Consider the following 17,498-nt stretch of genomic DNA (forward strand, 5'->3'; position numbering starts at 1 on the left):
CCCCGGTACGGACCTTCTGGCGTATCCGGCACCCTGGCGGGAGTCCGCCACCTCAGGTCTCGGTCAGTGACAACTCTCCCCAAAGAGCTGTCACTTGCGCGAGGCTGACCGGTCATCCGGCACCGAAATCCGGACCGTATCTTTCACTTAGCCAGGGATGCTGATGACCCTCGACTCCCCCGCTCGTTCCCCGCAAAGCGGCATACCCGCGACCCGGCGCGCCGTGCGCGTCGCGGCCGCGGCCGGCCTGGTGGCCGCCCTCGTGGCCACCGGCGCCATGCCCGTCTTCGCGGCGACCGGCACCGACACCCCCACGGCCAACCCCGCGGTCAAATCGGCTGACCAGAAGCTCGGTTCGGCCGACGTCGAGCTGCTGCAGGAAGCCAAGTCCAAGGGCGAGAAGACCGTCACCGTCATGGTGGCGACCGCCCCCGGCGAGACGCAGCAGGTGGCCAAGCAGCTCGACGCCGTCCAGGGCGCCTCGGTGGGCCAGACGTACGACAAGCTCGGCTACGTCCGCGCCACCCTGCCGACCGACCAGGCCGAGGGCGCGCTGAAGGCGGCCGCCAAGCTGTCCTCCGTGCACGGCATCGACCTGCGCCACGAGATCCAGCTGCCGGACCCCCGTCCGGACGCGGACCGCGAGACCGGCACGGCCAAGAAGACCGCGGGCGAGACGTACCCGGGGCCGGACAAGAACACCCCGGCGAAGAACCCGTACAACCCGTCCTTCGAGACCGGTGCGCTGGACTTCCTCAAGAAGAACCCGAAGGCCGACGGCCGCGGCGTGACCATCGGTGTCCTGGACTCGGGCGTCGACCTCGGCCACCCCGCGCTCCAGAAGACCACCACCGGCGAGCGCAAGATCGTCGACTGGGTCACCGCGACCGACCCGCTGGCCGACGGCGACGCCACCTGGCGCGCCCAGATCACCCCGGTCACCGGTGGCACCTTCACCGCGGGCGGCGGCAGCTGGAAGGCTCCGGAGGGCTCGTTCCAGTGGAGCCGCTTCACCGAGTCGATCACCGCCAACGGTGACATGAAGGGCGACGTCAACCGGGACGGGGACACCACCGACCGGTTCGGCCTGCTCTACGACCCGGTCGCCGGGACCGTCCGCGTCGACACCGACCAGGACAACGACTTCACGAACAACGAGCCGATGAAGCCGTACAAGGACGGCTACCAGATCGGCTACTTCGGCACGGACAACCCGGCGACCGAGGTCGCCGAGCGCATCCCGTTCGTGATCGAGATCCGCAAGGACGTCCCGATGGACCCGCTGGGCGGTGACTGGATCGGCAAGAAGGCCGACTTCGTCAACGTCGGCATCATCGAGTCCGAGCACGGCACGCACGTCGCGGGCATCACCGCCGCCAACGGCCTGTTCGGCGGCGCGATGAACGGCGAGGCGCCCGGCGCCAAGGTCGTCTCCTCGCGCGCCTGCTCCTGGTCCGGCGGCTGCACCAACATCGCGCTGACCGAGGGCATGATCGACCTCGTCGTCAACCGCGGCGTGGACATCGTCAACATGTCGATCGGCGGCCTGCCGGCGCTGAACGACGGCAACAACGCGCGCTCCGAGCTCTACAAGAACCTCATCGACACCTACGGTGTCCAGCTCGTCATCTCGGCGGGCAACGAGGGCCCCGGTGTCAACACCATCGGCGACCCCGGTCTCGCGGACAAGGTCATCTCCGTGGGCGCGGCGGTCTCCAAGGAGACCTGGGCGGCCAACTACGGCTCCGGCGTGGCCAAGAAGTACAACATGTTCCCCTTCTCCTCCCGCGGTCCGCGCGAGGACGGCGGCTTCACGCCGACGATCACCGCCCCCGGCGCGTCGATCAACACCATCCAGACCTGGCTGCCCGGTGCACCGGTGAAGGAGGCCGGCTACAACCTGCCGGCCGGTTACGGCATGCTCCAGGGCACCTCGATGTCCTCGCCGCAGGCGGCGGGCGCCAGCGCCCTGCTGATCTCGGCCGCCAAGCAGCAGAAGATCGCCCTCACCCCGGCGAGCCTGCGCATCGCGCTCACCAGCAGCGCGAAGAAGATCGACGACGTCCCGGCACACGCCCAGGGCGCCGGTCTGATCAACATCCCCGGCGCGTGGGAGTCCATCAAGAGCGGCGCGAAGGCCAACGAGTTCACCGTCTCGGCGCCGGTCGACACCGCGATCGACCAGTTCCTGAAGACCCCGGGCTTCGGCACCGGCGTCTACGACCGTGAGGGCGGCCTGAAGGTCGGCCAGAAGAAGGTCTACAACGTCGTCGTGACGCGCACCACCGGCGTCAAGTACGGCACCCCGCACAAGCTCAGCTGGCGCAACAACGACGGCACGTTCAAGGTCCTCAGCGACTACGACTACGTCACCCTGCCGCTGAACAAGCCGGTCACCATCAAGGTCGAGGCGAAGGCCAAGTCGGCCGGCGTCCACAGCGGCATCCTGCAGCTCGACGACCCGTTCACCGAGGGCATCGACAAGCAGATCCTCTCCACCGTCGTCGTCTCGACGCCGCTGGCGACGCCGTCGTTCGCCTACTCGGACACCTCGTCCGTGCAGCGCAACAGCCACAAGTCGTACTTCGTGACCGTCCCGGCGGGCGCCAAGACCCTCGAGGTCGCCCTCGGCGGTCTGAAGCCGGGCAGCCAGACCCGCTTCATCTCGATCCACCCGTACGGCGTGGGCGTCGAGGACAGCGCGACGACCCAGTGCTACCCGAACTACGACAACCCGGCGAACCTGTGCCGCCCCGACCTGCGGTCGTACCCGAACCCGCAGCCGGGCGTCTGGGAGATCGAGGTCGAGTCGCGCCGTACGTCGCCGCTGCTCGACAACCCGTTCAAGCTGGACGTCTCCGTGCTCGGCGCGGTCTTCGACCCCGCGGTCAAGGTCCTGCCCGAGGTCAAGCAGGGCACCCCGGCCCCGGTCCAGTGGTCCGTGAAGAACGACGGCGCGGCCATCTCGGGCGGCAAGCTCCAGGGCGGCCCGCTCGGCTCCGCGAAGGTCGCCAAGCCGACCATCGCCGCCGGTGAGACCCAGACCACCGAGGTCACGATCGGCGAGGGCGTCTCCCGCCTCGACATCGCGATCGGCCACGTCTCCGACGCGGCCGCCGACCTCGACCTGGACATCTACAAGGACGGCGTCAAGGTCGGCACCTCCGCCGACGGCGACTCCGAGGAGGCCGTGAGCCTCATCAACCCGGCCGCGGGCACGTACACCATCGAGGTGTTCGGCTACGCGATCCCGTCCGGCTCCACCACCTACGACTACCGCGACGTCTACTACTCGGCCGCCCTGGGCACCGTCCAGGTCGACGAGGCCGCGAAGGTCAACCTCGCCAACGGCGCCTCGGCGTCCGTCTCCGCGAACGTGCTGGTCAACAGCGCGGCCCCGGAGGGCCGTCAGTTCTTCGGCGAGGTCAAGCTGCTCAACGCCCGCGGCACCGCCGCCGGCACCGGCAGCGTGCAGATCGAGAAGGTCCTCCCGTAACCCGGTAGGACACCGAGGGGGCGGTGCTCGACAGAGCACCGCCCCCTCGGGCTTTTCCCCCTCGGGTACGGGCCTACTTGCCCAGCGAGCCCAGGGACTCGGCGTACGGGGCTCCGGCCGTGCCGCCGTACCGCTTGGCCTGCTCGGCGGTCTTGATGCCCTCGGCGCCGGTGAAGGTGCCGCCGGCCGGGATGCCGTTCGCGATGAACGGGCCGTAGTCGGAGCGGCCGTCGAAGTCACTGCCCTCGTGGGGCTTGCCCTTCCGGTCGAGGAGGCCGTTGATCAGCGCCTCGATCTGCGCCGAGCCGGCCGGGCCGGCCCCCTCGCCCGTCTTGTCGGACAGTTGTGCCACGTAGTGCTCGGAGCTCAGCAGGCCGAGCTCCTCCGCCGACCACCAGGCGAAGCGGACCTTGTTGGCGGGCCCCTTGCCCTTCTTGTTCGCGCCCTCGTCCGCGAGCTTGAGGGCCACCTCCAGCAGGCCGGCCGAGCCCGAGCCGTTGTCGTTGATGCCCGGGCCCTCGGGGACCGAGTCCAGGTGGGAGCCGAGGGCCACCACGCGGTCGGCGCGGCCGCCCCCGGCCCTCGCGCGGATGGGCGGACGCCGGCGTGGCGGTGAGCAGGACGGGTGCGGCGACGGCGGCGGCCGCGAGGGCGGCGAGGGCCGGTATGGACCGGCGGCGGCGGTGGATGGCGCGCACGGTGGTTCTCCCCGAGTTCGATGTGCGGAACGCACGTCCGCATTACGGACGCGACAGACCGGACCGTAACCGGCCGCGACCTGGCAAAAGGGGTGCTCGGAGGGGATGCAACACGGCCGCCACGGAGTTGTCACGGGGGTTCACACGGAGAACAGCGTCCGCTCCTCGGACAATGGATTGGACAAGGCTCGTGGGGTCGAACGCATGATGGCTTCACGCGCGCCCGCGTCGTACGTACCAAGAGGAGTCACCGTGAGGGTCGGAATCGTCGGAGCCACCGGACAGGTCGGCGGAGTCATGCGCGGCATCCTCGCCGAGCGCAAGTTCCCGGTGGACGAGCTGCGGCTGTTCGCCTCGGCCCGTTCGGCCGGCTCGACCCTCGAGTGGGAGGGCCGGGAGATCACCATCGAGGACGCCTCCACGGCCGACTACTCCGGCCTGGACATCGTGCTCTTCTCCGCGGGCGGCGCCACCTCCAAGGCCCTCGCCGAGAAGGTCGCCTCGCAGGGCGCCGTGGTCATCGACAACTCCTCCGCCTGGCGCCGCGACCCCGAGGTCCCCCTCGTCGTCTCCGAGGTCAACCCGCACGCGATCGCGAACCGCCCCAAGGGCATCATCGCGAACCCGAACTGCACCACGATGGCCGCGATGCCGGTGCTGCGCCCGCTGCACGACGAGGCCGGCCTGGTCTCGCTGATCGCCACGACCTACCAGGCCGTGTCCGGCTCGGGCCTGGCGGGCGTCGCCGAGCTCAAGGCCCAGGCCTGCGCGGTCGCCGAGGCCGCTGACCAGCTGACCTTCGACGGCGGCGCGGTGGAGTTCCCGGAGCCGAAGGTCTACCAGCGGCCGATCGCCTACAACGTGGTCCCGCTCGCGGGCAACCTGGTCGACGACGGCTCCTTCGAGACCGACGAGGAGCAGAAGCTCCGCAACGAGTCCCGCAAGATCCTGGAGATCCCGGAGCTCAAGGTCTCGGGCACCTGCGTGCGCGTGCCGGTCTTCTCCGGCCACTCCCTCCAGGTCAACCTCCGCTTCACCCGTCCGCTGAGCGTCGAGCGCGCCTACGAGCTGCTGAAGGACGCCCCGGGCGTCGAGCTCTCGGACATCCCGACCCCGCTGCAGGCCGCCGGCCAGGACGCCTCGTACGTGGGCCGCATCCGCGTCGACGAGACCGCCGAGAACGGCCTCGCGCTGTTCCTCTCCAACGACAACCTCCGCAAGGGCGCCGCGCTGAACGCGGTCCAGATCGCGGAGCTCGTCGCGCAGGAGCTGCGCGGCTGATCCCGCGCGCACGCACGACACGAAGGGGCGGCGCCGGCACGGCGCCGCCCCTTCGGCGGTCCGGAAGGGGGCTTCAGCCCCGGCGGACCTCGAAGAGGTAGCAGCCGAACTCGGCCGCGCGGACGTGCACGAGAGCGGTCCGCGGGTCCGCGAAGGCGTCCGCGAGCGCCTGCCCGATCACCGCGTCCGGGTCCTCGCCGAGGGCCAGGACCCGGCCGCCGAGGATGCGGCCCGCCGCGTCGTAGCGGCGGGCCGTGCGCAGGGCCCCGGGGTGGGCGAAGGGGTGCCCGGCCGCCGCGGCGGGTCCGCCGCAGTCGGCCGCGTGCACGAAGACCGGGCCCTGCTCGTCGTAGGCGCCGGGGTCGGCGCCCGTCTCCTCGGCCCAGCGGCGCAGCGGGGCGTAGGAGACGAGGGCGATCCGTTCGCCGGGGGCACTGCGGCGCAGGCAGCAGCGGAGGGGGGCGCCGCCCTCGGTGTCCTCGTACGGCAGACAGGGCCGCCCCGCATCGTCGAGGACGCGCAGGGAGGCGAGGGCGGGCGGGGCGATGGGGAGCGCGGTGTGAGCGGTCATGGAGTCCACGGTGCGCGACCGCACCCGCCGAAGCTGGCGGAAATCGGACATCGCGTTCGCCCGTGGATTACTCCGACGCGGTGACCCGGCCCGCGTGGAAGGATGGCGGGCACCGTCACCATCGAAGGAGATGAACGCGTGCCTGGCACGAATCTGACCCGTGAAGAGGCTCAGCAGCGCGCAAAGCTGCTCAGTGTCGACTCGTACGAGATCGAGCTCGATCTCAGCGGAGCGCAGGAGGGCGGCACGTACCCCTCCGTGACCACCGTGCGCTTCCAGTCCGCCGAGGCAGGCGCCGAGACCTTCATCGACCTGGTCGCGCCGGCCGTGCACGAGGTCGTCCTCAACGGCAAGGCCCTGGACGTGGCCGCGGTCTTCCGGGACTCCCGGATCGCGCTCGCCCACCTCGCCGCCGGGGCCAACGAGCTCCGCGTCGTCGCCGACTGCGCCTACACCAACACCGGTGAGGGCCTGCACCGCTTCGTCGACCCGGTCGACGAGCAGGCCTACCTGTACACCCAGTTCGAGGTTCCGGACGCGCGGCGGGTCTTCGCCAGCTTCGAGCAGCCCGACCTGAAGGCCGCGTTCCAGTTCACCGTGACGGCCCCCGCGGGCTGGACGGTCATCTCGAACTCCCCACGCGACATTCCGCAGGGGGCGGCGGCCTCCGCCGACAACGTCTGGCGCTTCGAGCCCACCCCGCGCATCTCCTCGTACATCACGGCCCTGATCGTCGGCCCGTACCACGCGGTGCACAGCTCCTACGAGGGCAAGGACGGACAGTCCGTCCCGCTCGGCATCTACTGCCGGCCCTCGCTCGCCGAGTTCCTCGACGCCGACGCGATCTTCGACGTGACCCGGCAGGGCTTCGACTGGTTCCAGGAGAAGTTCGCCTACGACTACCCGTTCGCGAAGTACGACCAGCTCTTCGTGCCGGAGTTCAACGCGGGCGCGATGGAGAACGCGGGCGCGGTCACCATCCGCGACCAGTACGTCTTCCGCTCGAAGGTGACGGACGCGGCGTACGAGGTGCGCGCCGAGACGATCCTGCACGAGCTCGCGCACATGTGGTTCGGCGACCTGGTCACCATGGAGTGGTGGAACGACCTGTGGCTGAACGAGTCGTTCGCCACGTACACCTCGATCGCCTGCCAGGCCTACGCCGAGGGCTCGAAGTGGCCGCACGCGTGGACGACCTTCGCCAACTCCATGAAGACCTGGGCGTACCGGCAGGACCAGCTGCCGTCCACGCACCCGATCATGGCCGACATCCGTGACCTGGACGACGTCCTCGTCAACTTCGACGGCATCACGTACGCCAAGGGCGCCTCGGTGCTCAAGCAGCTCGTCGCCTACGTCGGCATGGACGCCTTCTTCAAGGGCGTGCAGGCGTACTTCAAGGCGCACGCGTACGGGAACACCCGCCTGTCCGACCTGCTGGGCGCGCTGGAGGAGACCTCCGGCCGCGACCTGACCACCTGGTCGAAGGCGTGGCTGGAGACGGCCGGCATCAACATCCTGCGCCCGGAGATCGAGACGGACGCGAACGGTGTCATCACCGCCTTCGCCGTCCGCCAGGAGGCCCCGGCGCTGCCGGCCGGCGCCAAGGGCGAGCCGGTGCTGCGTCCGCACCGCATCGCGGTCGGCCTGTACGACCTGGCCGACGGCAAGCTGGTGCGCACCGACCGGATCGAGCTGGACATCGACGGCGGCCTGACGGCCGTACCGGAGCTCGTGGGCCGCACCCGCCCGGCCGTCGTGCTGCTCAACGACGACGATCTGTCGTACGCCAAGGTCCGCCTGGACGAGGTGTCGCTGGAGAACGTCACCGCGCACCTGGGCGACTTCACCGAGTCGCTGCCGCGCGCGCTGTGCTGGGCCTCGGCCTGGGACATGACCCGCGACGGCGAGCTGGCCACCCGCGACTACCTCGCCCTCGTCCTGTCGGGCATCGGCAAGGAGTCGGACATCGGCGTCGTCCAGTCGCTGCACCGCCAGGTGAAGCTGGCGGTCGACCTGTACGCCGACCCGGCGTGGCGGGAGCAGGGGCTGGCCGTCTGGACGGAGGCCACGCTGGAGCACCTGCGCGCGGCCGCTCCGGGCAGCGACCACCAGCTGGCCTGGGCCCGCGCCTTCGCGGCGACGGCCCGCACCGAGGAGCAGCTGACCTACCTGTCGGCGCTGCTGGACGGCTCGGCGGAGGTCAAGGGCCTGGCCGTCGACACCGAGCTGCGGTGGGCGTTCCTCGAGCGCCTGGTCGCCACGGGCACCGCCGACGAGCCGGCCGTCGCGGCCGAGCTGGAGCGGGACAAGACGGCGGCGGGCGAGCGCCACGCGGCGACCGCCCGGGCGGCGCGTCCGACGGCGGAGGCCAAGGCCGAGGCGTGGGCCTCGGTCGTCGAGGGCGACTCGCTCCCGAACGCGGTGCAGGAGGCGGTGATCGGCGGCTTCGTCCAGACCGACCAGCGCGAGCTCCTCGCCCCGTACACGGAGAAGTACTTCTCGGCGGTCAAGGAGGTCTGGGAGACCCGCAGCCACGAGATCGCCCAGCAGATCGCGGTGGGGCTCTACCCGTCCCTCCAGGTCTCCCCGGAGACCCTCGCGGCGACGGACGCCTGGCTGGCCTCGGCCGAGCCGAACGCGGCCCTGCGCCGCCTGGTCTCGGAGTCCCGCGCGGGCGTCGAGCGCGCGCTGACCGCCCAGGCGGCCGACGCGGCTGCCGCTGCCGCTCGGGTCTGAGGGCCCCCGGGCTCTGCCCGCACCCGTGGGAGCGCGGTCGTCCCGCGGGTGCGGCGCCGCTGCCGGGAGCCGGCCCCCGGACCCCCGCGCCTCACACGCCGGCGAGGCTGATCGTGCCCCGCGGTGCTGGATTGCCCGGAGGGCATCTTCAGCCCGTCCGACGTGTGAGGACCGGGTCCGGGCGGGGCCCGGGGAACGGTGGAAGGGCGGGTAGGGGACGGCCCCGCGCAGCGGCCCCGCCGCCGCCCGCCCCCGCGGCTACGGCTACGGCTACGGCTACGGCCGGCCGTCGGCGATGGCGCGCAGGGCCGACAGGACGTGGGCCAGTGCCGGGGCGGCTTCCGAGCCGCTCCGCAGGGCCGCGATGACGTGTCGGGTGGGCCGGTCGCGGGACAGGACGCGGACGGCTACGCCCGAGGCGCGGCTCGCCACCATCCGGGGGACCAGGGCCACGCCCATGCCCGCCTCCACCATGGCCAGGATCGCGGTCCACCCGGACGCCGAGTGCGCCTGTTCGGGTACGAACCCGGCCGCCTCGCAGGCGGTGCGGGTGATCTCCGACCAGGGCCCGGAGCCGCCGTAGATCCACGGGTCTCCCGACAGGTCCACGAGCCGCAGCTCCGCCGCGCCCGCCAGCGGGTGGTCCGGGGGCAGGGCCACGTCGAGGGGGTCCTCCAGCAGGGTCGTCCGGGTGAAGCGGGCGTCCCGGGCCGTCGGTGCGTGGGCCGCGAGGGACAGCGCCAGGTCGACGACCCCGGCGGACAGCAGCTCGTAGGACTCGGCCGCCTCGGTCTCCCGTACGCGGACCTCCACCGCGGGGTGCGAGAGCCGCAGGGCGGCCACCGCGGGGACCACCAGCACCGGCACGGCGGTGGAGAAGGCCCCGATCCGCACCTCCCCCCCCTCCCGGCCCCCGCCCCCACCCGGCTGGAACCCCAGAGCCGCGACGTCGCGCCCCGCGCCTTCCCGCCCGTCTCCATCCCCGCGCTCTACCTCGACGACCGTCAGGCCCGCCAGGAACGCGACCGAACGGCCGCCCTCGACAGCGCCGACTCGCTGTGGAGCGGCATCCTCGGCGCGCTCCGCGGCTCCGCGGACCCGTCCACGTCGTCCGCCGCCCGCTCCGCCACCCGTACCGCGTCCTCGCTCATCCCCCGATCATCGCCGACCGGGGGAGGGGGAAGCGCACCCCATTTCCCCGGGACGGCTTAGCATGGCGACGTATCGTCCGGTACCCCCCGCGGACTGGAACGGAAGGCTTTCCCCGCGTGAACACATCCCCTCAGGCGGAGCGCCCCGCCAGGCTCGCCGTCGGTGTCGTCGGAGCCGGCCGGGTCGGCCCCGCGCTGGCCCGCGCCCTCCAGCAGACCGGGCACCGCCCCGTCGCCGTGTCGGGCGTCTCCGACGCCTCGCGCCGCCGCGCCGAGCGGATGCTGCCCGACGTGCCGGTCGTGGCGCCCGCGCAGGTCCTCCAGGCCGCCGACCTCGTCCTGCTCACCGTCCCCGACGACGCCCTGCCGACCCTGGTGCAGGGACTCGCCGAGACCGGCGCGGTCCGCCCCGGCCAGCTCCTCGTGCACACCTCCGGGCGGTACGGGGTCGCCGTGCTGGACCCGGCCCGCCGCGCGGGCGCCCTCCCGCTGGCCCTGCACCCCGCGATGACCTTCACCGGCACCGAGGTCGACGTCCAGCGCCTCGCCGGCTGCTCCTTCGGGGTGACCGCCCCCGACGAGCTGCGGCTCGCCGCCGAGGCCCTGGTCATCGAGATGGGCGGGGAGCCCGAGTGGATCGCCGAGGCGAACCGCCCGCTCTACCACGCGGCCCTCGCCCTCGGCGCGAACCACCTGGTCACCCTGGTGGCCCAGTCCATGGAGCTGCTGAGCAAGGCCGGCGTCGAGCACCCCGCCCGGATGCTCGGCCCGCTCCTCGGCGCGGCCCTCGACAACGCCCTGCGCTCCGGTGACGCCGCCCTGACCGGCCCGGTGGCCCGCGGTGACGCCGGCACCGTGGCCGCGCACGTCTCCGAACTGCGCAAGCACGCCCCGGGCACCGTCGCCGGCTACCTCGCGATGGCCCGTTCCACCGCCGACCGGGCCCTCGCGCACGGCCTGCTCAAGCCCGAACTCGCCGAGGACCTGCTCGGCGTGCTCGCCGACGGCGCGGCCGGATTCGACGCCCACGACCCCGAAGGCGGCGACCGGTGATCCTCCTCGACACCGCCGAGCAGCTCCACCGGCTCCCCCGGGACGGCACGACCTCGGCCCCGGGCGCCGACAGCGGCCGCCGCGCCGTCGTCATGACCATGGGCGCCCTCCACGACGGCCACGCCACCCTGGTCCGCACCGCCCGCGCGCAGGTCGGCCCCGCCGGCCAGGTCGTGGTCACGGTCTTCGTCAACCCCCTCCAGTTCGGGGCCAACGAGGACCTCGACCGCTACCCCCGCACCCTCGACGCAGACCTGGCCCTCGCCGAAGCGGCCGGCGCCGACGCCGTCTTCGCCCCCGCCGTCGACGAGGTGTACCCCGGCGGCGACCCCCAGGTCCGGATCAGCGCCGGACCGATGGGCGGCCGCCTCGAAGGCGCCACCCGCCCGGGCCACTTCGACGGCATGCTGACCGTCGTCGCCAAGCTGCTCCACCTCACCCGCCCCGACCTGGCCTTCTTCGGCCAGAAGGACGCGCAGCAACTGGCTCTGATCCGGCGGATGGTGACCGACCTCAACTTCCCCGTGGAGGTGTGGGGCGTACCGACCGTCCGCGAGGAGGACGGGCTCGCGCTGTCCTCCCGCAACCGCTACCTCTCCGCCAAGGAGCGCGGCACCGCCCTCGCCCTGTCCCGCGCCCTGTTCGCCGGCCGCGACCGGCTCGCCGCCCAGGCCGCGCTGCGCGACCGCGCCGAGGCCCAGTCGCCCCCCGCCGGCGACGAGCGGGCCACCGGCCTGGCCCGGCTCGGCGAGATCCGCGCCTCCGCCGACGCCCACGCCGTCGCGGCGGCGGGCGCCGGCCTGCCGGAGGCCGTACGGGCCGCCGCCCGGCACGTCCTCCACGAGGCGGGCCGGCACGACCCGCCCCTCGTACTGGACTACCTGGCGCTGGTCGACCCCCAGGACTTCACCGAGGCCGGCCCCGGCTTCACCGGTCAGGCCGTGCTGGCCGTCGCCGCGAAGGTGGGCGCGACCCGGCTGATCGACAACATCCCATTGGAGTTCGGAGCACACGCGTGAGTACCCCAGGCAGAGGCCCCGCGACAGCGGGCACCAGCACCGGCATACGGCTGCACGCCCCGGCCCCCGGCTGGTCCGTCGACGCCGACGTCGTGGTCGTCGGGTCCGGAGTCGCGGGCCTGACCGCCGCGCTGCGCTGCGCCGCCGCGGGCCGCCGCACCGTCGTGGTCACCAAGGCCCGGCTCGACGACGGCTCCACCCGCTGGGCCCAGGGCGGCATCGCCGCCGCCCTCGGCGACGGGGACACCCCCGAGCAGCACCTCGAAGACACCCTCGTCGCCGGCGCCGGCCTGTGCGACGAGGCCGCCGTCCGGCTCCTGGTCACCGAGGGCCCGGACGCCGTGCGCCGGCTCATCGCCGAGGGCGCCGTCTTCGACACCTCCGCCGAGACCGGCGAGATCGAGCTGACCCGCGAGGGCGGCCACCACCGCCGCCGCATCGCGCACGCCGGCGGCGACGCCACCGGCGCCGAGATCTCCCGGGCACTCGTCGAAGCCGTCCAGGCGGCCGGCATCGAGACCGTCGAGAACGCCCTGGTCCTGGACCTCCTCCTGGACGCGCGGGGGCGCACCGCGGGCGTCACGCTGCACGTCATGGGCGAGGGCCAGCACGACGGGGTCGGCGCCGTCCACGCGCCCGCCGTGATCCTGGCGACCGGCGGCATGGGCCAGGTCTTCTCCGCGACCACCAACCCGTCCGTCTCCACGGGCGACGGCGTGGCCCTCGCACTGCGCGCCGGCGCCGAGGTGTCCGACCTCGAATTCGTCCAGTTCCACCCCACCGTGCTCTTCCTCGGCGCCGACGCCGAGGGCCAGCAGCCCCTGGTGTCGGAGGCCGTCCGCGGCGAGGGCGCGTACCTCGTCGACGCCGACGGAGTCCGCTTCATGACCGGCCAGCACGAGCTCGCCGAGCTCGCGCCCCGCGACATCGTCGCCAAGGGCATCATGCGCCGCATGCAGGAGCAGGGCACCGAGCACATGTACCTGGACGCCCGGCACTTCGGCGCCCGGATGTGGGAGCAGCGCTTCCCGACCATCCTCGCCGCCTGTCGCTCCCACGGCATCGACCCGGTCACCGAGCCCATCCCCGTGGCCCCGGCCGCGCACTACGCCTCCGGCGGCGTACGCACCGACCTGCACGGCCGCACCACCGTCCCCGGCCTGTACGCGTGCGGCGAGGTCGCCTGCACCGGCGTGCACGGCGCGAACCGGCTGGCCTCCAACTCCCTGCTGGAGGGCCTGGTCTTCGCCGAGCGGATCGCCGACGAGATCATCGGGAACCCGCCCGCCGGCAACGGCCCCGGCATCCCCGTCCCGGCCACCGGCCCCCTCCAGCCCGCCGAGGCGCGGTACGAGATCCAGCGCATCATGACCGACGGCGCGGGCGTGCTCCGCTCCGCCGCATCGCTGGCGACGGCCGCCGCCGCGCTCGAAGCGCTGTACGCGACGGCCCTGACCGAGCTGGAGACCCGGGGCAAGACGGCCGTCCCCGGCACCGAGACCTGGGAGGCCACCAACCTGCTGTGCGTGGCCCGGGTCCTGGTCGCCGCCGCCCAGCGGCGCGCGGAGACCCGCGGCTGCCACTGGCGCGAGGACCACCCCGACCGGGACGACGCCGCATGGCGCCGCCACCTCGTCGTACGCCTGTCGGCGACCGAGCGGCGGGCCCTGGTCGTCACCTCCACCGACTCGGCGGACTTCCCGCCCGTACAGATCCCCCTGAGCACCGACAGCCTGGAGCGGTAACCGTGAGCACGCACGAGCAGGAAACCCCCCACGAGCACGACCACACCCACGAGCACGAGGAGCTCCCCCTCCTCGGCCGGCCCGCCGGCGGCGACGGCGGCTGCGGCGACGACTGCGCCTGCGGCGAGGGCGAGGAGACCGGCCTCGACCCGGCACTGGCCCAACTGCTCGCCGACGCGGGCCTGGACCCGGTCGAGGTCGAGGACATCGCGCACATGGCGATCTCCGAGGACCTCGACGGCGGGGTCGACGTGACCACCGTCGCCACCGTCCCCGAGGAAGCCGTCGCGACGGCCGACTTCACCGCGCGCGAGGCGGGCACGGTCGCCGGCCTGCGCGTCGCCGAGGCCGTCCTGTCCGTCGTGTGCACCGAGACGTTCGAGGTGGAGCGGCACGTCGAGGACGGCGAGCGCGTCGAGCCCGGCCAGGTGCTGCTGTCGGTCCGGGCCCGCACCCGCGACCTGCTCACCGGCGAACGCAGCGCGCTCAACCTGCTCTGCCTGATGTCGGGCATCGCCACCGCGACCCGCGCGTGGGCCGACGAGCTGGAGGGCACCAAGGCCAAGGTCCGCGACACCCGCAAGACCACCCCCGGCCTGCGCTGCCTGGAGAAGTACGCGGTCCGCTGCGGCGGCGGCGTCAACCACCGGATGTCCCTCTCGGACGCGGCGCTGGTCAAGGACAACCACGTGATCGCGGCGGGCGGGGTCCGCGAGGCCTTCAAGGCCGTGCGCGAGCAGTTCCCCGACCTGCCCGTCGAGGTCGAGGTGGACACCCTCCAGCAGGTCCGCGAGGCCCTGGAGGCGGGCGCCGACCTGATCCTGCTCGACAACTTCACCCCGATCGAGACCGCGGAGGCGGTGGCGCTCGTGCACGGCCGCGCGGTGCTGGAGTCCTCGGGCCGCCTCACCATGCACAACGCCCGCGCCTACGCCGAGACCGGCGTCGACTACCTCGCGGTCGGCGGCCTCACCCACTCCTCCCCGATCCTGGACATCGGCCTCGATCTGCGCGAGGCGGTGTAACCGGTGCTCCTCACCATCGACGTGGGCAACACCCATACGGTCTTCGGCCTGTTCGACGGTGACGAGATCGTCGAGCACTGGCGCATCTCGACCGACCCGCGCCGCACGGCCGACGAGATGGCCGTGCTCATGCAGGGCCTGATGGGCATGCACCCGATGCTCGGCAACGAGCTGGGAGACGGCATCCACGGCATCGCGATCTGCTCGACGGTGCCGGCGGTCCTGCACGAGCTGCGCGAGGTGACCCGCCGCTACTACGGCGACGTTCCGGCGGTGATCGTGGAGCCCGGGACCAAGACGGGCGTCCCGATCCTCATGGACAACCCGAAGGAGGTCGGCGCGGACCGCATCGTCAACGCGGTCGCGGTGGTCGAGCTCTACGGCGGTCCGGCGATCGTCGTCGACCTCGGTACGGCCACCACCTTCGACGCCGTGTCCGCGAAGGGCGAGTACGTCGGCGGGGTGATCTCCCCGGGCATCGAGATCTCGATGGAGGCCCTCGGCGTACGGGGCGCCCAGCTCCGCAAGATCGAGCTGGCCCGCCCGCGCAACGTCATCGGCAAGTCCACCGTCGAGGCGATGCAGTCGGGCGTGGTCTACGGGTTCGCCGGCCAGGTCGACGGGATCGTGACCCGGATGGCCAAGGAGCTGGCCGGCCCGAACGGCGCCCCGGACGAGGTCCGCGTCATCGCCACGGGCGGCCTGGCCCCGATCGTCCTCGGCGAGGCCTCGGTGATCGACGACCACGAGCCCTGGCTCACCCTGGTCGGCCTGCGCCTGGTCTACGAGCGCAACGCCCCGACCTTCGACTGACGCGCCGGCCCCCGCCCCCGGGTGGGGGCCCGGGCCCGTGCCCGTGCGCCCGCGGCCGGGGTTGACCGGGCCGGCCGGGCGGCGGGTCCACGACGAGCACAGGACGGCCGAAATGCCCCGCGACACCGCGTACGTGAAGGTGGCCGACGCGCTCCGGACCCGGATCCGGGCCGCGGAATGGCCCGTCGGGTCGAGGCTCCCCTCGCGGGCCCGGCTCGCCGCCGAGTACCGCGTGGGGCAGTCCGTCACCCAGCGGGCGATGGAACTCCTGGTCATCGAGGGCCTCCTCGAAGGCCGGCCCGGCGCCGGCACCTACGTCCGCGTCCCGCGGCAGCGCCCGCGCGTCCTGCGCTCCGGCCCCGCCGATCCTGTAGGGCCCGCCGGGCCCGACGGCTCCGGCCGCGTGCGCCGGGAGTCCCACACCAAGGCCCGCGTCGCCGCCACCGAGGCCATCGCCGAGCGCCTCGCCATCGCCCCCGGCGACCCGTGCGTGCTCACCACGTACGCGCTCTTCGACGGGGAGCTCCCCTTCGAGGTCTGCGAGTCCTGGGAGCCGATGGCGCTCACCGGCGGAACCCCGGTCGTCCTGCCCGAGCTGGGCCCCCACAAGGGCGCCGGCGTCGTGGCGCGGATGCGCGCGATCGGCATCGCGGTCACCTCGGCGGTGGAGGTCCCGCGCCCGGCCCGCGCGGACCGCCGCCAGGCCGGGCTGCTCGCCATCGGCGTCGGCGACCTGATCACCCGGATCGAGCGCACGCACTACGCGGCGGACGGCCGCGCGGTGGAGACCGCCGACATCGCGGTCGCCGACCGGCACGCGGAGATCGCCTACGAGATCCCCGTACCTCTTAGCGCCTCCTGACGCCCGGCGCAGCGAATTCCCCGGAAATGGCCGGAGTGCGGCCGCCATGGGGTTACGGTCCCCCCACGAGAAATACCGGGAGCTCGTCCACGGCGCCGCACGCGCCTGTGAGCTGAGGAGACACCATGACCACTCGGACCGCCTGGCAGAAGTCCTCGTTCTGCGGCGAGGGGGACAACTGCGTGTACGTCAGCGCGGCCCCCGGCACCCTGGTCCGCGTGGCGGACCGCGCCGATCCGGCCCACCTCGTCCTCGCCACCACCCAGGCCGCCTGGGCCGATTTCCTCCGCGTGGTCAAGGAGTCCGGCTGAAGGTCCGGCGCGCCGGGCGCGGGTTCCCTGAGGGGATTTTGTCCGATTAGCGCGTATCTTCGGCCCATGCCCACGCCCTACGGATCCCGCGGCGGCATGGCGTTCAGCGCTGATGAGCTTCACGTGCTCAGGCGTTCGCTCGCTCACGCCCTCCAGTCCTCCACGGCCCCTCTGACGGCCGCCGAGGTCCAGGACTGCCTGCGCCTCGCGCAGTCGGTGGACGAAGCGGTCCAGGAGGCGGGGCGGCTCAGAGCGTTCCTCCTCGCCGACCTGGCCCGGTACAGAGCCGCGCTGCCGGGGAGCCTCACGGGCTACCTGGAGCTGCTCCAGGACGCCCTGGCCGCCGGTTACGAGCCCGTGCCCGACGACCTCGCCGCCCTGCGGGCCCTGCGCGCCAACCCGGTCGCGGCCGCCCTGCTGGAGCGGTCGCAGGTGATCGCGGAGCGCTCCGTACGCCGCAGGCTCTCCACCGCGCCCGCGCCGCGGACCCGGCTGCTGGCCATCGCCGGCGGCGCCGGGACGGCCAGCGGCCCCGCCGGCTCCGGCTCGGCCCAAGGCGCGGTGTCCGGATCAGGGTCCGGCTCCGGCTCCGGCAAGGAGAAGGAGCCGCGCCCGCGGGAGCCCGAGCCCGACGACCGGCCCGCGCACCCGATCCCGACCCCGGGCGAGGTCTTCCCGCCGCGCCGCAAGCCCGCGCCGCCCCCGGCGGCGGGCCGCGCGGCCGGCTAGTGCTG

General features: G+C 73.2%; 13 protein-coding genes and 2 pseudogenes. 11 read left to right on the forward strand and 4 right to left on the reverse strand.

Annotation, left to right across the window (positions count from 1 at the left end; all coding sequences use genetic code 11):
• Positions 1–163 precede the first annotated feature (163 nt).
• Positions 164–3,496: a S8 family serine peptidase gene (locus DRB96_RS13020; protein ID WP_112453385.1), complete on the forward strand. Its 3,333-nt coding sequence runs from the start codon at positions 164–166 to the stop codon at positions 3,494–3,496.
• Positions 3,497–3,608: 112 nt separating this feature from the next.
• On the opposite strand, the pseudogene DRB96_RS13025 reads toward DRB96_RS13020, so the two are convergent.
• Positions 3,609–4,070: pseudogene (locus tag DRB96_RS13025) on the reverse strand (M28 family peptidase); the annotation flags it as partial.
• Positions 4,071–4,446: 376 nt separating this feature from the next.
• Here DRB96_RS13025 and DRB96_RS13030 point away from each other — a divergent pair.
• Positions 4,447–5,475 (forward strand): aspartate-semialdehyde dehydrogenase, encoded by a 1,029-nt coding sequence (locus DRB96_RS13030; RefSeq protein ID WP_112448604.1) that lies wholly within the window; start codon positions 4,447–4,449, stop codon positions 5,473–5,475.
• Between the two features lie 73 nt (positions 5,476–5,548).
• Here the strand turns inward: DRB96_RS13030 and DRB96_RS13035 are convergent, their stop codons facing one another.
• Positions 5,549–6,046 carry a DUF1203 domain-containing protein gene (locus tag DRB96_RS13035; RefSeq protein ID WP_112453386.1) on the reverse strand — a complete coding sequence of 166 codons (498 nt, stop codon included), beginning with the start codon at positions 6,044–6,046 and terminating at the stop codon, positions 5,549–5,551.
• Positions 6,047–6,184: 138 nt separating this feature from the next.
• Here DRB96_RS13035 and pepN point away from each other — a divergent pair, with 138 nt between their 5' ends.
• Entirely contained in the window at positions 6,185–8,785 is a 2,601-nt protein-coding gene (gene pepN, locus DRB96_RS13040; RefSeq protein ID WP_112453387.1) for an aminopeptidase N, read from the forward strand.
• A 276-nt stretch (positions 8,786–9,061) separates the two neighbouring features.
• On the opposite strand, the pseudogene DRB96_RS13045 reads toward pepN, so the two are convergent.
• Positions 9,062–9,691, reverse strand: a pseudogene (locus tag DRB96_RS13045) (LysR substrate-binding domain-containing protein); the annotation flags it as partial.
• Positions 9,692–9,789: 98 nt separating this feature from the next.
• Entirely contained in the window at positions 9,790–9,936 is a 147-nt protein-coding gene (locus DRB96_RS42880; RefSeq protein ID WP_162689065.1) for a hypothetical protein, read from the reverse strand.
• Positions 9,937–10,053: 117 nt separating this feature from the next.
• Between DRB96_RS42880 and DRB96_RS13055 the strand changes: the two genes are divergently transcribed.
• From DRB96_RS13055 to DRB96_RS13090, 8 genes are all read left to right on the forward strand, one after another.
• The gene (locus DRB96_RS13055; RefSeq protein ID WP_112448605.1) at positions 10,054–10,989 is read left to right on the forward strand and encodes a DUF2520 domain-containing protein; all 936 of its coding nucleotides are present in this window, start codon (positions 10,054–10,056) and stop codon (positions 10,987–10,989) included.
• Positions 10,986–12,008: a pantoate--beta-alanine ligase gene (panC, locus tag DRB96_RS13060; protein ID WP_239516128.1), complete on the forward strand. Its 1,023-nt coding sequence runs from the start codon at positions 10,986–10,988 to the stop codon at positions 12,006–12,008. The genes DRB96_RS13055 and panC overlap by 4 nt, the downstream gene beginning before the upstream one ends.
• Positions 12,005–13,753, forward strand: coding sequence for an L-aspartate oxidase (locus DRB96_RS13065; RefSeq protein WP_112448607.1), 1,749 nt, complete (start codon positions 12,005–12,007; stop codon positions 13,751–13,753). Before panC ends, DRB96_RS13065 begins: the two co-directional genes overlap by 4 nt.
• A gap of 2 nt (positions 13,754–13,755) precedes the next feature.
• Positions 13,756–14,778 (forward strand): carboxylating nicotinate-nucleotide diphosphorylase, encoded by a 1,023-nt coding sequence (gene nadC, locus DRB96_RS13070; protein WP_112448608.1) that lies wholly within the window; start codon positions 13,756–13,758, stop codon positions 14,776–14,778.
• Between the two features lie 3 nt (positions 14,779–14,781).
• On the forward strand, positions 14,782–15,591 hold the full coding sequence (locus DRB96_RS13075) for a type III pantothenate kinase (protein ID WP_112448609.1): 810 nt from the start codon (positions 14,782–14,784) through the stop codon (positions 15,589–15,591).
• Between the two features lie 112 nt (positions 15,592–15,703).
• Positions 15,704–16,453, forward strand: a complete 750-nt coding sequence (locus tag DRB96_RS13080) for a GntR family transcriptional regulator (RefSeq protein ID WP_112448610.1) — start codon at positions 15,704–15,706, stop codon at positions 16,451–16,453.
• Positions 16,454–16,578: 125 nt separating this feature from the next.
• A complete protein-coding gene (locus DRB96_RS13085) occupies positions 16,579–16,764 on the forward strand; it encodes a DUF397 domain-containing protein (protein ID WP_112448611.1) in 186 nt (61 codons plus the stop codon).
• A 66-nt stretch (positions 16,765–16,830) separates the two neighbouring features.
• A complete protein-coding gene (locus DRB96_RS13090; RefSeq protein WP_112448612.1) occupies positions 16,831–17,493 on the forward strand; it encodes a hypothetical protein in 663 nt (220 codons plus the stop codon).
• Positions 17,494–17,498 lie beyond the last annotated feature (5 nt).

Source organism: Streptomyces sp. ICC1 (assembly GCF_003287935.1).
Lineage (GTDB): Bacteria > Actinomycetota > Actinomycetes > Streptomycetales > Streptomycetaceae > Streptomyces > Streptomyces tritrimontium.